At 65.6% G+C, this 15130-nt stretch carries 16 protein-coding genes and 1 pseudogene; 5 read left to right on the top strand and 12 right to left on the bottom strand.

Annotated features, from left to right (window positions below; genetic code table 11):
* Positions 1-363, bottom strand: a complete 363-nt coding sequence (locus BQ2383_RS04220; RefSeq protein WP_091030018.1) for a winged helix-turn-helix transcriptional regulator — start codon at positions 361-363, stop codon at positions 1-3.
* An 87-nt stretch (positions 364-450) separates the two neighbouring features.
* Here BQ2383_RS04220 and BQ2383_RS04225 point away from each other — a divergent pair, with 87 nt between their 5' ends.
* Complete coding sequence (locus BQ2383_RS04225; protein ID WP_091030020.1) at positions 451-852, top strand: nuclear transport factor 2 family protein; 402 nt, start codon at positions 451-453, stop codon at positions 850-852.
* Positions 853-916: 64 nt separating this feature from the next.
* Here the strand turns inward: BQ2383_RS04225 and BQ2383_RS04230 are convergent, their stop codons facing one another.
* Positions 917-1453, bottom strand: coding sequence for a class I SAM-dependent methyltransferase (locus BQ2383_RS04230; protein WP_167381534.1), 537 nt, complete (start codon positions 1451-1453; stop codon positions 917-919).
* 136 nt (positions 1454-1589) lie between these two features.
* Entirely contained in the window at positions 1590-2192 is a 603-nt protein-coding gene (locus BQ2383_RS04235) for a DUF5134 domain-containing protein (RefSeq protein WP_091030025.1), read from the bottom strand.
* Positions 2193-2253: 61 nt separating this feature from the next.
* On the opposite strand from BQ2383_RS04235, the gene BQ2383_RS04240 reads away from it, so the two are divergent.
* Positions 2254-3678 carry a PepSY-associated TM helix domain-containing protein gene (locus BQ2383_RS04240; RefSeq protein WP_091030028.1) on the top strand — a complete coding sequence of 475 codons (1425 nt, stop codon included), beginning with the start codon at positions 2254-2256 and terminating at the stop codon, positions 3676-3678.
* A 59-nt stretch (positions 3679-3737) separates the two neighbouring features.
* Here the strand turns inward: BQ2383_RS04240 and BQ2383_RS04245 are convergent, their stop codons facing one another.
* The 3 genes and pseudogenes from BQ2383_RS04245 to BQ2383_RS19645 form a co-directional block, all read right to left on the bottom strand.
* Complete coding sequence (locus tag BQ2383_RS04245; RefSeq protein ID WP_091030030.1) at positions 3738-4580, bottom strand: SDR family oxidoreductase; 843 nt, start codon at positions 4578-4580, stop codon at positions 3738-3740.
* Between the two features lie 69 nt (positions 4581-4649).
* Positions 4650-5048: a 2Fe-2S iron-sulfur cluster binding domain-containing protein gene (locus BQ2383_RS19495; RefSeq protein ID WP_244175887.1), complete on the bottom strand. Its 399-nt coding sequence runs from the start codon at positions 5046-5048 to the stop codon at positions 4650-4652.
* Positions 5049-5324: 276 nt separating this feature from the next.
* Positions 5325-5678 (bottom strand): annotated as a pseudogene (locus tag BQ2383_RS19645) (FAD-binding oxidoreductase); the annotation flags it as partial.
* 384 nt (positions 5679-6062) lie between these two features.
* Between BQ2383_RS19645 and BQ2383_RS04255 the strand changes: the two are divergent.
* A complete protein-coding gene (locus tag BQ2383_RS04255) occupies positions 6063-6695 on the top strand; it encodes an isochorismatase family protein (RefSeq protein WP_091030037.1) in 633 nt (210 codons plus the stop codon).
* A gap of 63 nt (positions 6696-6758) precedes the next feature.
* A complete protein-coding gene (locus tag BQ2383_RS04260; RefSeq protein WP_091030040.1) occupies positions 6759-7829 on the top strand; it encodes an LLM class flavin-dependent oxidoreductase in 1071 nt (356 codons plus the stop codon).
* Between the two features lie 255 nt (positions 7830-8084).
* Here BQ2383_RS04260 and BQ2383_RS04270 read toward each other — a convergent pair whose 3' ends face one another.
* The 3 genes from BQ2383_RS04270 to trxA all read right to left on the bottom strand — a co-directional run bounded on the left by BQ2383_RS04270 (position 8085) and on the right by trxA (position 10692).
* Positions 8085-8351 (bottom strand): metal-sensitive transcriptional regulator, encoded by a 267-nt coding sequence (locus tag BQ2383_RS04270; RefSeq protein WP_091030047.1) that lies wholly within the window; start codon positions 8349-8351, stop codon positions 8085-8087.
* A 281-nt stretch (positions 8352-8632) separates the two neighbouring features.
* Positions 8633-10324 carry an FAD-dependent oxidoreductase gene (locus BQ2383_RS04275; RefSeq protein ID WP_091030050.1) on the bottom strand — a complete coding sequence of 564 codons (1692 nt, stop codon included), beginning with the start codon at positions 10322-10324 and terminating at the stop codon, positions 8633-8635.
* Positions 10321-10692: a thioredoxin gene (gene trxA / locus BQ2383_RS04280; RefSeq protein ID WP_091030059.1), complete on the bottom strand. Its 372-nt coding sequence runs from the start codon at positions 10690-10692 to the stop codon at positions 10321-10323. The genes BQ2383_RS04275 and trxA overlap by 4 nt, the downstream gene beginning before the upstream one ends.
* Before the next feature lie 36 nt (positions 10693-10728).
* Here trxA and BQ2383_RS04285 point away from each other — a divergent pair, with 36 nt between their 5' ends.
* Positions 10729-11727, top strand: a complete 999-nt coding sequence (locus tag BQ2383_RS04285) for a GlxA family transcriptional regulator (RefSeq protein ID WP_244175888.1) — start codon at positions 10729-10731, stop codon at positions 11725-11727.
* 41 nt (positions 11728-11768) lie between these two features.
* Here BQ2383_RS04285 and BQ2383_RS04290 read toward each other — a convergent pair whose 3' ends face one another.
* From BQ2383_RS04290 to BQ2383_RS04300, 3 genes are all read right to left on the bottom strand, one after another.
* Positions 11769-12536 (bottom strand): ABC transporter ATP-binding protein, encoded by a 768-nt coding sequence (locus BQ2383_RS04290; RefSeq protein ID WP_091030066.1) that lies wholly within the window; start codon positions 12534-12536, stop codon positions 11769-11771.
* On the bottom strand, positions 12533-13516 hold the full coding sequence (locus tag BQ2383_RS04295; RefSeq protein WP_208617616.1) for a FecCD family ABC transporter permease: 984 nt from the start codon (positions 13514-13516) through the stop codon (positions 12533-12535). The genes BQ2383_RS04290 and BQ2383_RS04295 overlap by 4 nt, the downstream gene beginning before the upstream one ends.
* A gap of 80 nt (positions 13517-13596) precedes the next feature.
* Entirely contained in the window at positions 13597-15078 is a 1482-nt protein-coding gene (locus BQ2383_RS04300; protein WP_091030071.1) for a DHA2 family efflux MFS transporter permease subunit, read from the bottom strand.
* Positions 15079-15130 lie beyond the last annotated feature (52 nt).

Consider the following 15130-nt stretch of genomic DNA (forward strand, 5'->3'; position numbering starts at 1 on the left):
CTAACGCAGGTCGTACGCCTCTCGCGCCACGAGCACCTCTTCGATGTGACGCTCCGCCCACAGCCCCAGCGCGCTCAACGGCTCGCGAAGCGTAAGCCCGAGCGGAGTGAGCGCGTACTCGACGCGGGGCGGCATCTCGTCGTAGGCCGTGCGCGTCAGAAGACCATCGCGCTCCAGGTCGCGAAGCGTCTCCGAAAGCACCTTCGCGCTGATGCCGCCGACGCGGTCTCTGATCGTTCCGAACCGCGCCGGCCCGTCACTCAGGACGATCACGATCATGGCTGTCCACTTGTTGGCCACCCGTGCCAACGATGTGCGCGAAGGACACGTCGCCAGCATCACGTTCCAGACCGGATCAGACATTTCGGAAATCCACTCCCTTAGTTACGTTGAGGTAACAGGTTACCATATGTAACCATGGACACATACCATTCAGCTAAGGAGAGAATCATGACTGACACCACCCCCGCAGGCATCGCCACCACCTACTTCGACGCACTCGCCCAGGGAGACATTCCCACTGTGATGGCGCAGTTCAGCCCTGACGTCGTCTGGCACCAGCCCGGCGGACACCGGTTCTCAGGCCTGCATGCGGGCATCGACGGCGTCGGCGCCCTCCTCGGCGGCATGATGGAGGCGAGCGAAGGAAGCTTCGCCCTCGTCGTCACCGGTCCGGCGATGGTCAACGGCGAGATGGTCGCGCTTCCCGTGCGCTTCTCCGGTACCCGCACGGGCGCCTCGATGGACATGGCCGGCGTCGACCTGCTCACGGTCCGCGACGGGAAGATCATCGCCGTACACCTGTTCTCCGAAGACGGCGCCAGCGAAGACGCTTTCTGGGGTCAGGCCTGATCCCAGGCGACGCATCGATGCTGCTCGGCGACATCACCGCCGAGCAGCATCGTCATCTCCCAGCTCACACATTGATGCGGCTAGCATCCACGGGGTCGGACGCGCGATGCACAGCACTCAGCACTGACCCGTGAACGGATCTCGGCTCCGCGATCTCACTGAACCCGGCAGCCTCGAACAGTTGACGCAGGCTTGACGGAGGCCCCCCGGACGGCGGTGTGAAGGCGCAGACCACAGGAGCGCCGTCTCGCAATACTCGTCGCACCTCAGCCAGACCTGCAAGGGGGTCAGGCCAGAAGTGCAGGTTGTCGACGAAGATCGCGGCATCGAACTGCTCGTCCGGCAACGGGAGCGAGCCAGCTGTGCCCGCGAGCAGGTGCAGGCGTCCGCCTTCGATGGCTGTGGCGTTCCGCATCGCGGCATGCCGGTGGCTCACCTTCGAGGGGTCTACTCCGACGATCTCTCCCTGGGGGAAGGTGCTCAGCAACACCTCGAGTCCGACGCCGGGACCGAACCCGATCTCGAGCACCCGCGCCCGGGGGTCATCGACGCCCAGCAGCGCCACCGCCTCCAACGCCATTCCGCGCCCTGCCTGCGCCATTGTTCGCAGGCCTCTCTCACCCGCGGCACCAGCGGGCCGGACGAACATGTCTTTCATAAGACCAGTCTCGCGTGCCGACGGAGGTGCGGGGCCGCCGCCATCGAGATCCTCCGAACCTCTCCGTCGAATCGACGCATCATCCGTTCATCAGCACCAGCATCCATCCCATGCCGGCAGCCATGGCGACATGGCAGACAGAGTGGATGCGGTGATGCGTCGAACGGATTAGGCGCCAGATCCACCAGACGGTGGCCGCCGCGCACAGCGCGATGAAGCCGGCGTTCGCGATGTCCGCCCACGCCGGTGTCGTCTCGATCATGAGCCCGCCGCCGCCGTGGTGCCCCGCATGGGCACCACCGGCGTCTCCCGACATATCCATCCCCGCCATGAGGAGCGGCATCGCGGCGAGCATCCAGATCATGGCGACGTCGAGCACGATGTGGCCCATGAGATCGACGGCCTGTGCTCCCCTTGCGCCTCGGAACGACGGCACGAGGGCCAGGACCAGGATGACGAAGATGGCGACCTGCGCCCACGTCACCGCGTCCCACACGGTCCACCACGTCATCACGATCATGGCGACACTCATCACACCGTGAGTGATGTCGATCAGGTCCGAATCCGTCAAGGCGGAGTTCGTTCGCCCCTTTCGGGAGCGCCCGATCAGGCCGCTGAAGCAGATGACCGCAGTCATGACGAAGACGAAGGTGAGGAGGACATTCCACGGTGCGGCGATCACGGCTTCAGTTTAGTACTACATTATGTAGATATCTGATTCCGCCCATGGAAAGGTCGCGACGATGACCACGATCGACATCGAGTCGACTGGCACCCCGGACAAGACAGTGCCCACCCCCTCTCGGAAGATCAATTGGTTCGGCGCCTTCTGGCGCTGGCACTTCTACGGCGCACTCCTGGTCATCCCCGTACTTTTCGTGCTCGCCGTGACCGGTATGACGTACCTGTTCCGCGCGCAGATCGACGCGGCGATGCACCCGGGCGTCATCACGGTCGCCGTCCCGGACGGCGCGGATCGACTACCCCTGTCCTCCCAGCAAGAGGCGGTCGCAGCGGAGTTCCCCGACCGTTCGGTCGTCTCGCTGTTCGACAGCCTCGGTGACCGCTCGACGGTCTTCGTCACCGAGCTTGCCGACGGCACCACTCAGAACGTCTACGTGGACCCGTACAAGGGAGTCGTCACCGGATCGCTGACCGACGATCAGCTCATCTCCGACGTGTTCATCCGCATTCACGGCAACCTATTGGCCGGAGACTTCGGCGATCGGCTGATGGAGCTCGGCGCCAGCTGGGCCATCGTGCTGACGATCACCGGCTTCCTGATCTTCTTCCTCGGGCGCAGGCCGCGAAAGCTCGCCGCGCAGAAAAAGGCCAAGGGCGCACGGCTGCGCAGCGCTCACGCCCTCGTCGGCCTCCCTGTCGGCCTCGGGATCCTGATGCTCGTCACCTCCGGACTCCCCTGGACGGGACTGTGGGGCAGCGTGTCCGAAGAGGTCGCAGCGACCGGCGGGTCTTCCTTCTGGGGAGCCGATCCGGGCGCGGAGTCCACCATGAAAGACCTCATCGAGCAGACGGACGGATCCAGCGCGCCCGCAGGCTGGGCCGTGGGCATGGGCCCGACAGGACAGAGCGCGGGCCAGGGCGCAGGAGTCTCGATCGACGCTGCCATCGCGGCCGCAGAGGCCGAGGGCGCACCGAGCCCGTACTACGTGATCTACCCCGTGGACGAGGCAGGCGTCTTCAGCGTGATGAGCAGCCAGTGGTATCAGCAGGGAAATCCCGCGGAGTCCGATGTCACTCTCGAGCAGACGGTGCACGTGGATCAGTACTCGGGCGAGGTCGTCGCGCAGTATGGCTACGACGACTACAGCCCGCTCGCCCAGGTCGTCTCACATGGAATCGCAATCCACGAAGGGCGGCACTTCGGGCCGATCAACACGATCCTGACGACGCTCTTCTGCCTCGCCGTGATCTTCATGTGCGTCTCAGCTCCGATCATGTGGTGGCGTCGCCGCGGCACCGCGAGCGGCATGGCAGCGCCGCGCGCGCGACTCCCTCTGTTCGGCAACATCGCGCTGCTCGTCGGCGTGGTGTCCCTGGGCATCTTCCTGCCGATGTTCGGTCTGTCTGTGCTGGTGATCCTGGCTGTGGATCAGCTGCTCATCCGTCGCATCCCCGCCTGGCGAAAGTTCTTCGGCACCGTGTGAGTTCGGGGAGGGCACTCACGCCATAGGCCGACTGCCCTCCCCGGATCCCGCATTCAGGCTCAGACCGCGAGCTCACCCAGCCAGCTCTCGACGCTGCGCGGGGTGATTCCGAGAAGCTTCTGCGCCGAGCGCTCCTCGTCGATCACTTCACCGGGCATGGTCCAACGGAAGTGATAGGAATCGACCACCGGCCGCGCCCCGTCCGCGCCGAACAGCGGGATGATCAACTCCCCGTATGCCTCGGGATCCTGCGCCTCGAAGACGACAGGCGAGGCGAAGTAACGAGCGAAGCCCTGCGCGACATCCTCTCCGAGCAGCGGCGGGAGAGCACCGGCCGTGACGACGCCCGTCACGGAGTCATCCGTCAGCAGTCGGACCGCAATATCGGCCATGTCGAGGTGAGAGATCCACGAGACAGGGTAGTCATCACGGATCGGGTAGCGCAACACTCCATCTTCGCGCGCCGGACCGAGAGTGACCGGAAGCAGAAGATTCTCAAGGAAGACCTGGGGCGCGATGACCGCATACGACACGCCGGACGCGGCCAGGGATTCCGCCAACACCCCGTGCGCGGTCGGCGTTCCGTCAGGAAGCGCGGTCGGATATCCGCTGGTCGAGAACACGACTCGACCAGGACGTGCCTGAGAGACGGCCTGACTGATCGCCTGGGCGTAGGCGAGCTGCTGGTTGGGGCTGGCGAGCGGCAAGTGCACGAAGACCGCGTCCGCACCTGCGTAGGCCTGCACCAGCGAGTCGACCGAAGCGTTGTCGATGGAGAGTGAGGGGCCCGCAACCTTCGCACTGTCACGAATCGCCGCAGTCGGACTGTGACCTGCCGCGGCGAGGCCAGCAAGAACGGGGGAACCTTGTGCGCCGGTGGCGCCATGAACGATGATTGTCATAGCTCTATTAGTGCATATGATGCATCGGTTATGTCAACTGCACTAATGGAACCGAGCTAGCTCGGTCAACTAGATGTCGAGCGTCAGTTCGGCGGTGAGCGCACGCGAGCAGCACACATTGATCTGAGCGTGCGTGGCGTGTTCCCGCTCGCTCTGCACGTGGTCTCGATGATCAGGCACGCCCGCCAGCACCGGCACGATGCATGAACCGCAGATGCCCTGACCACAGGACCGGTACGTTTCGTAGCCGTTGCGCTCGAGCACGGAAGCGATCGACTCAGTGGCCTCCACCTTCATCTTCTGGCCTGTCGATGCGGCGACAACCGTGAATGCTTCATCGACAGGAGAGCCAGGCGCCGCGTCCGAGGAGAAGCGTTCCGTGACGAACTGGTCGTCGCGCCACCCCGACTCCAGTGCCCGTTCTCGCGCGAGCGCGATGAACCCGTCCGGCCCGCATGCGTAGATCATGCCGTCGACCGTCGGCTCGAGGAGACTCCGAGGCCCACTCACGCGGAAGGAGTCACCCTCGTCACTGAAGTGCGGCACGACCGATGCCGCATATGGGCGCGACCGCAGGTATTCGAGGAGTGGGAGGGACGCCGCACGTGCGGCGTACGCGTGCAGCTCGAAAGCACCCCCGTCGCGATGCAGAGACGATGCCATCGACACGAGCGGAGTGATACCGACTCCACCCGCGAGCAGTAGTGATGTCGCCGCTCCGGATGCCAGTGCGAAGGTGTTGCGCGGCGGAGAGATGTGCAGCCGATCCCCGACTCTCACGCTGTCGTGCACGTAGCGCGAAGCACCACGCCCCCGGTCCTCCTTCTGCACACACACCGAGATGACTCCCTCTTCAGGCGACGCGTCGACGAGAGAATACTGACGGATCAGGGTCTCCGTCAGATGAAGATCGACGTGCGCGCCCGGTTCGACCGTGATCACGTCATCAGCGCGCACGAGTCGAAGATGCAGCAGCACCGCACGGTCGGAGACAACCGTCCGTTGGGACACGACCACCTCAAGAGGCGAAGGCCGGAATCGGCCCACAGCCGCCGCCTGCGGTCGAGCGCGTCTACGCAGCGCATCCAAAAGACCCATCGCCTTCGCTCCCTCATTTGCTCAGCCGCGCGGGGTCCCCGCAGACCGCTGTCCACATGTGCCAGCAGACGACGACGGCGGACCGCGGTGACGACCAGGGCCCGCCGCCGTCTGTTCAGTTGTGGCGTTGACAACTCTACAATACGTAGCTTTAATTCTCACGCACGGCCGACACCCATGCATAGGGGAGGAACTTCCCGTCGATCGTCACGACCACATGATTCCCATGCCGGGTCCACTATCAGCGCTGCCCTGGGAACGGGCCGCGACGGATCATATCGGTGGCCCGAAACCATCGTTAAAACGCATTCACGCCAGTGGTCATCGGCTTCATCTTCGAGGATGCTGGAAGCTCACACCACACTTCCGTCTCCAGGAGGACACATGTCTACTCCCCGCCGCGCCCTGATCGTCATCGACCCCCAGCAGGAATACTTCACCGGCCTCCTATCCATCCAGTACCCGCCGCGCGATGAGTCGATCCAGCGCATCGCCGATGCCATCGACGCCGCCGAGCAAGCCGGAATCCCCGTCGTCATGGTGCAGCACACGGCCGGCGACAGCGCCCCGGTGTTCAACCCGACCAAGCCGGAGTTCCGACTGCACGAATCTCTGGAACAGCGCGACGGCAGCGCGTGGAAGCACGTCGTGAAGCAGTACAGCTCTGTCTTCCCCGAGACCGGCCTGCACGAGTGGCTGCGTGAGAAGGAGATCGACACCATCACGCTGGCGGGTTACATGACGAACAACTGCGTCGTCGCCACCGCCGCCGATGCCGAGACACGGGGCATCGCCGCGGAGGTTCTCGCCGATGCCACCGGCGCGATCGACATCACCAACGGCGCAGGATCCGTCGACGCCAAGACCGTGCACACCACGCTGATGGCGTTGCTGAACTCCAACTGGGCGGCCGTCGCGTCGACCGCTGCCTGGGTCGACGCCGTCGAGTCGGGTACGGCGCTCGACAAGAGCAACCTGGGTGAGTCGGCCGCTATGGGTGCCGCCGCACACGCCTGATTCGCATCATTCGGCCGGGCACCATTCGCACATGGTGCCCGGCCTCACTTTTGGAGGTCCCTCGTGTTTTACCCAGAGTCATTCGGAACTGCCCCGTTCGCCCTGTCGGTTCTCGACGGCGGCCTCACCGGCGTCGGCTCCTCCGCCTCCCTCGTGCTCGATGAGGTGATCGCCGCCGCGCGTATCGCGGATGCGCGGGGTTACGCACGGTTCTGGATGTCCGAACACCACGCGATGCCCGGAGCATCGATCGCGTCCCCTCCGCTCATGGCCGCGCGCCTGGTCAGCGAGACGCACCGGATTCGCCTCGGCGCGGGAGGAGTCATGCTGCCCAACCATGCACCGCTGGTGGTCGCCGAGCAGTTCGGCATGCTCGAAGCATTGGCTCCGGGGCGCATCGATCTCGGCGTGGGACGGGCACCCGGCACCGACCACACCACAGCCGCGGCGCTGCGGCGCCACAGCTCTGCCAACGAGGAATTCCCGCAGCAGGTGCAGGAATTGATCGCCTTGCTGAATGACGATTCCTCCGATGCGCCTGTGAACGTGCATGCGGTTCCGGGCCCGTGGCAGGAGCAGCAGAACGCCACCGATGCGCCGGCCCTGCCGCCCGAACTGTGGATTCTGGGATCGTCGCTCTACTCGGCGCAACTCGCCGCTGCACTCGGGCGTCCCTACGCCTTCGCGCTGCAGTTCGGCAGTCCCGACGTCGTCAACGCCCTCCGCATCTACCGCCAGCGCTTCCGGCCCTCCCGTGCGCTGAGCGAACCGTACGCCATCGTCAGCGTCGGCGCCATCGCTGAAGAAGACCCGGCGCGGGCCCGTCGAGAATCGACGACCAACGCGATGGGGATGATGCGGATGTTCCAGGGCGAGACGTTCGCGCTGCCTTCCCCGGATGCCGTGCGTGACCACCCGTCGTCCGCCGCACAACGACAGTTCCTCGATGACTGGACGGATCGCACGTTCCACGGCACTGCGGCAGAAGTTTCCGCTCAGCTGGAGGAACTCCACTCGATCACCGATGCCGACGAGTTGATGCTGGTCACCGGCAGCCACGGCGTGGGAGCCAGGTCCACCACCCTCGAGCTGATCGCCGATCACTACGGTGCGGGCGACTCCCGGCATTCCTGATCACGCCTGCCCGATGGTCGCGCCGGTATCCTTCACCGGCGCGACCATGGATCACCGGCCGAACAGACGCCCGAAGAACCCTGTCGCTGGAACCTTCTCGTGTCCGCTGCAACGCTGAGCGGACGGCACGTGACGCATGACATCCGCGACGTGCTGGCCGCAACCGGCCCAGGTCGTCTTGCCACAGGTCTTGCATGTGACTGCTCTACACATGAGCGAGGTCCTCTCATAGGGGGTGGGTGGGTGGACGAGGCGTCACGCGAGGCTGAGGAAGACCTTCTCGAGCTCATCCACGGTCGGCCCCTCGGCGTCGTCATCGCGCCCGACGCACTCCTGCAGCGCCGCCGCAACGATGACGAAGCCGGCCCTGTTGAGTGCGTGCGTCACCGCGGCCAACTGCGTCACGATGTCGCGGCACGACGCCTCCGTCTCCACCGCGGCGATCACGGCGTCCAGCTGCCCTCTTGCCCGGCGGAGCCGGTTGACGACGCGCCGCTGCGCGTCGAGATCTGCGCTATCCATCGGAATTTCTCTCCTTTTCTGGCAGTGGAACAGGAAGATCGGCCTGGCTCGTCAGCGGGTGCGCACTCGTCGGTGAATGCTCGGCCTGCTGCACCCAAGAGGAGGCGCAACGGCCCGTGGCCGCCATGGCCGCGACCGCGATCGCGATCAGTCCTGCCATGACCGCGACCACCGCCGAAGATGGGAACATCGACGCGGCGAACGCGGCGATGAAGACGGCAGCAGCGAGGTAGGCGAGCCGCTCGCCCCATGTCGCGCGGCAGACGACGCGCGTGGATCGATCAGACATCACGTGCCGGTCTCGGCCTTGTCAGCACCTGATCTGCTCGGTCCGCGAGCACCATGCGGAGCGTCGTCATTCCCCCGGAGAGCGATGCGGAATCGAACCCCGACTGAGCGAGGATCCGGTGCGCGATCGCCGATCGGACGCCGGATGCGCACAGCACCCGTACCGGCCTGCCGGCCGCGGCCAGGCGCACCTCCCCCAGACGCTCACGCAGCTGCGTATGCGGGATGTGAAGCGCTTCGGGGATCATGCCCTCCGCGACTTCGGTGTCACGTCTCACGTCAAGGACGAGAGACGTCTCCCGCACGAGGTCGAGATCCTGCGCATCCCACAGTCGCATCGTGCCGTCGAGAACGTTGGCGCCGAGCATGCCCGCGAGGTTCACAGGATCCTTCGCCTGACCGTACGGCGGGGAGTACGCAAGATCCAGATCGATCAGATCGTCCACCGTCATGCCTGCCCGAAGCGCTGTCGCCAGCACATCGATCCTCTTGTCGACGCCGTCGGTTCCGCACGCCTGCGCGCCGAGAATCCGCCCGTCCTCTTCGCTGAAGTGCACGTTCAGGTGGACCGGAACGGCTCCGGGAAAGTATCCGGCGTGCTGATTCGGATGCAGACTGAGCGTCCGAAAATCGATCCCCGAGCGAGACAGCGATGCGCGGCTCGCGCCGGTCAATGCGACCGTCAATCGGCCGACCCGGACGACGGCTGTTCCCAGCGGTGCTGGCATCGGCCTCGCACCTTCGGGGCGGAGGATGGCGTCGGCCACCAGGCGCCCCGCACGATTGGCTGGTCCGGCGAGCGCCACCGGTCGGCGGACGCCGGTCACGGGATCCTGGCTCAGCACGGCATCCCCCACAGCCCAGACCCACGGCACGGACGTGCGTCCGTGTTCATCGACGATCATCGCGCCGCGCTCGCAGGCGACCCCCGCAGCTTCGAAGACAGCGGTATCGGGCCTTACTCCGATCGAGAGCACGACGAGTTCGGCGCTCACCTCCGTGCCGTCCGACAGGGTGATGACGTCGGCATCCTCGCCGGCGAGGATCGCCTCGGCGGCGACCCCTGTTCGCACATCCACACCCAACCGGCGCAGCTCTTCCGCTGCCAGCCAGCCGAATTCGGTATCGACCGGCGTGAGCAACTGGTCGGCGAGCTGGATCAGAGTGGTCTCGACGCCCTGCAGCGCCAATGCCTCTGCCGCTTCGACGCCGATGAATCCGGCCCCGAGGACGACGGCTCGCCTTACGCCTGCCTCGACGTGTGCGCGCAGGTGCACTGCATCCTCGACGCTGCGCAGCGTCCGCACCCGCTGCGAGTCGATGCCGGAGATGTCCGGTCTCACTGCTCGCGCGCCCGGCGCCAGGACCAGGGCGTCATATCCGATGCGCTCCTCACCCGCGGAGGTGCGCACGACGAGCGTCTGCGCGTCTGCATCCACACCCACCACGTCGTGCCCCGTGCGCACATCGAGGTTCAACGACGCACGCAGCATCTCCGGCGTCTGCACCAGCAGCGAGCCCTCGTCCCCGATCTCACCTCCCACGAAATAGGGAAGTCCGCAGTTCGCGAACGACACATTCGCGCCGCGCTCGAGCACGACGATCTCCGCAGACTCGTCGAGACGACGGGCTCGCGCCGCGCAACTCATACCGCCTGCGACACCCCCGACGACGACGATCCTCACGCGGAGGCGTCTGACTGCGCGGCGATCTGCGCCCTCACATCATCCATGTCGAGTCCCTGGACCGCATCGACGACCTGCTGCAGACCGGCCGCCGGCAGCGCGCCCGGCTGCGAGAACACCAAGATTCCGTCACGGAATGCCATCAGCGTAGGAATGGAGGTGATCTGAAAACCGGAGGCGAGTTCTCGCTCCACCTCGGTGTCGACCTTGCCGAAAACGATGTCGGGGTGCTTCTCGGACGCAGCCTCGAAAATCGGCCCGAACATGCGACACGGACCGCACCACTCCGCCCAGAAGTCGAGCAGGACGATCCCCCCGCCGTCCAGGGTCTCATCGAAGTTCGTCGCGGTGATCGTTTGAGTAGCCATGTCCCGACAATATACCCCGTGGGGTATAGTGCGCCGTTGGCTCATGAGCCAATATACGATGAGAACGGGCCACCCGAGAGGAACAAGATGAGGATCGCGATCTACGCTTTCACCGGCGTGACGATGTTCCATCTCTCCGTGCCGCAGATGGTCTTCGACGAGGTCGCCCGGCTGGGTCTTGGCGAGTGGTCATCCGTCCTCTTCTCCGAGCGGGGCGGATCCATCCGCACCGCCGAGGGCTATTCGATCGGCGGCATTCAGGCGCTGTCCGCGGTGACGGATGCCGATCTGATCGTCATCCCGTCGTGGGTGGATGACGGGCGCTTGCCGAGTACCGCTCTTCGCAAAGCCGTCCTCGCCGCGCATGCCGACGGCACCGTCGTCGCCGGCCTCTGCCTTGGCGCGATCGCAGTCGCCGATATCGGCCTTCTTCGAGACCGAAGCGCGGTTACGCACTGGCATTCGCTGGGCAATCTCGCCGAGCGGCACCCGGAGATCGACATCGATGCCGATGTGCTCTACATCGATCACGGCGATGTTCTGACCTCGGCAGGTACCGCCTCGGGCCTCGACGCATGCCTGCATGTCGTCCGCCAGAGGCTCGGCTCGGAAGCAGCGAATCGTGTTGCTCGCAGCCTGGTGGTTGCACCCCACCGCGAGGGCGGGCAGGCCCAGTACATCGAACGTCCGATCGCAGTTCGCGAGGCGGATGATCCGATCGCGAAAGCACGTACTTGGGCTCTCGCGCACCTCGATGACGAGCTCACCGTCGAGAGACTCGCCGCCGCCGCGCACATGAGTCGCCGCTCCTTCGTGCGCGCCTTCCGCGATTCAACCGGCTCCACCCCCGCTGCGTGGGTCCGATCTCGACGGCTTGATGAAGCACGACGGCTCCTCGAGGTCACGAGCCTCTCGATCGATCAGATCGCGGCATCCTGCGGATTCGGAAGTCCCATCACGTTGCGTCAGAACTTCATGGCCGCATTCGGCAGCACACCGTCCAGTTACCGCCATCGCTTCGATGCGCGTACTTGAGTCAGCCGTCTCTCCACTTCGCACCTCCGCACACATGCGGGTCAACGCATCGGCGCAGTGAGCAGATGCGGCCGCCCGGTGATCGGATGCTCGATGAGTCGCGAGTCGACGGCGAAGACCTCTCGCGTCAGCTCCGATGTCAGTGTCTCGGACGGGATACCGGCCGCCTTGATGCGCCCCTCATGCATCACGATGATCCGATCGGCATGGGCGACCGCGTGATTGAGATCGTGCAGAACGACCACGCGCGTGAGATCGACGGATTCCAGAAGGCTCAGCAGATCGTGCTGCGCCGTGATGTCGAGGTGGTTCGTTGGCTCGTCGAGCATCAGAACCGGCGCATCCTGAGTGAGAGCCCGCGCGAGGAGCACCCGCTGCCGCTCACCCCCGGAGAGCGTGGCGTACTTGCGGTCGGCCATGTGCGCGGCCCCGCATCTCACCAGTGCGGCGTCAGCATGGTCGCGGTCAGCTTTCGTCTCACCGCGATACCAGGACTGGTGGGCATGACGCCCGGTCGCGACGATGTCGCGAACCAGCATGCTGTCATTGCTCGTCTGATGCTGCGTCACCACCGCGCGCAGCTGCGCAGCCCGCCGTGGCGCGACATCCCAGACGTTCACGCTCCCGATGAGGATGCAGCCGGCATCCGGCTTGAGCGCGCGATACATCGCGCGCAGGAGCGTGGACTTTCCCGAACCGTTCGGACCGACGATCGCGACGAATTCTCCCGAGGCGATCTCGAGCGCGAGGTCCTCGATGAAACGCGCACCTCCGACGCTGAGGTCAAGGTCCGTGATGGCGATCTTCATGTGCGGCCCTCCGGTGATCTCATCAGCCAAAGGAAGAACGGTCCTCCCACGAGCGCGGTGAAGATCGTCAGCGGATACTCGTTCGGGCTGCCCACGGTACGGGCCACCAGGTCGACGGCGATCAGGAAGATCGCCCCCGCGAGCGCGGCGACCGGAAGCAATCGCCGATAGTCCGCACCGACGATCATGCGCACAGCATGCGGAATGATCAGACCGACGAAGCCGACGCCGCCCGCGACCGCGACGGTCACGGCCGTGAGGAGTGCGGCGACGATGAGGAGTCCGAGTCGGAAGCGGCGCAGATTCACGCCGACCGCCACCGCGTCATCGTCGCCGAGCGCCAACGCGTTCAACCCTCGCGCCTGGCTCAGCAGCCAAGCTCCCGCAATGACCATGACGATGGTGGGCAGCAGAAGGCCTTCCCATCGCGCTCCCGCGACGCTCCCCATCATCCAGAAGAGGATCCCTCGCACCTGCCCCGGCTCGGCCTGCAGCTGAGCGAAGCTGGTTCCCGCCATCGCGACGTATCCGAGTGCCACGCCAGAGAGAACGAGTCGCATGTCGGTGAAGCTTCCCGATCGCTGCGCGAACGCGAAGACGAGAACGAGGATGACCAGTGCGCCGACGAACGCTGCCGCCGGAGTGGTGAGCCCGAAGAGCACACTCGAGCCGAAGGTCATCACCAGCACCGCGCCCAGCGATGCTCCTGACGAGACCCCGACGATGTACGGATCCGCCAGCGGATTCCGAAGCAGACCCTGCAGAGCTGCGCCGGCCAGCGCCAGCGCCGCGCCGACCACGCCCGCCATCAGCACCCGCGGGACGCGCAGCTCCCAGACGATCTTCTGATAGATCGAATCGACAGCGCTGGACTCGCCTGTCACGTTCGCCCACACCACTCCGATCACGCGATCGATGCCGACGTTGACGCTCCCGAAGCAGACAGCGACCACTGCAGTGACCAGAATCACCGCGCCCATAACCATCACCCACAGTGGCAACGACACCACTGCGGCGATACGAGGTCGGCGGCCTCGAACGGGTGCCGTCTTCGAGAGCGTCAAGAGCTCGTGGGCGGGACGAGCTCTCCGCCGGCGTCGTCCGCGGGTCTGCACACGAACGCGCTGAGAGCGACGGTCGCGAGGGAGATGAGCGCGGCGATCAGGAACGCCGCACGTGCTCCCGTCGCTCCCGCCGCTGCAGCGGTGAGGCCGTCACTCTCGCCCGCATGCAGGATCGATGAGTACGTCACCAGCAACACTGCGACTCCGGCCGCGCCGCCGACCTGCTGCAACGTGTTCAACACCGCGGTACCGTGCGAATACAGCCGGCGGGGAAGAGAGCCCAGCGAGGCGGAGAACAGCGGGGTGAACGACATCGCCAGCCCGACCGACATCGCCGCCTGCACGATGATCAGCACCCACCACACGGTGTGCTCACCGACGGTCGAATAGTAGAACAGCGCCGCGGACACGAGGATCGTGCCAGGGATGAGCAGCGGGCGCGTGCCTCGTGCGTCGTAGACGCGACCCATGATCGGACCGAGCAGACCCATCAGCAACGAGCCGGGGAGCAGGATCAGACCGGCCTGGAGCGGGTCGAGCCCTGCAACGTTCTGCAGATACTGCGGTAGCAGGGTCAGCGTGCCGAACATCGACAGCGCGAGGATCGTCATGATGATCACCGAGACGGTGAAGTTCCCCGAGCGGAACACGCGCAGGTCGAGCAGCGCGTCGTCCTTGCGCTGCAGCAGGAGCTGACGCCAGACGAACAGGCCGAGCGACACGCCACCGACGACGAGCGAGAGGATGCCGACCGTCTCGCCGGATCCGCCCTCGCCGCCGAACTGGCTGAGACCGAACACGATGCCGCCGAAGCCAAGCGCGGCGAGCGGGATCGAGAGCACGTCGAGCGGCACGTTGCGGGTCTCGCCGAGGTTCGTCATCCACTTCGCCCCCATCGCGAGAGCGATCAGCGCGATCGGGAGGATGATGGCGAAGAGTGCGCGCCAGTTGGCCAGCTCGAGTACCGCGCCGGCGAGCGTCGGGCCGATCGCGGGAGCGAGAGAGATCACCAGGCCGACACGGCCCATCATTCGTCCGCGCGACTGCGGCGGAACGACGTTCATGATGGTCGTCATCAGCAGCGGGATCATGACGCCGGTGCCGGCCGCCTGGATCACGCGTCCGACGAGCAGTGTCGCGAAGCCCGGAGCGACGAGCGCCACCAGCGTGCCCAGCGAGAACGCGATCATCGCGGCGATGAACACCTGACGGGTCGTGAAACGCTGGAGGATGAATCCGGTCGTCGGGATGACGACGGCCATGGTCAGCATGAAGGCGCTTGTCAGCCACTGACCCAGCTCGGGCGGGATGCCGAGATCGGTGTTGAGGTCAGGGATCGCGATCCCCATCGTGGTCTCGTTCAGGATCGAGACGAACGCGGCGACCAACAGCAGCCAGATCACGCGCATGTCAGAGCGCGGGATCATCCCTGACGTGGCGGCCGGAATCTTGATCGGACCGGTATCGACGGCAGACATGCGGCCTCCTGGGCCTGGAGAGAATGAGGCGGCGAACGGGAGACCGGGCCGT

The organism is Microbacterium oxydans, from assembly GCF_900095745.1.
GTDB classification, from domain to species: Bacteria; Actinomycetota; Actinomycetes; order Actinomycetales; family Microbacteriaceae; genus Microbacterium; species Microbacterium oxydans_B.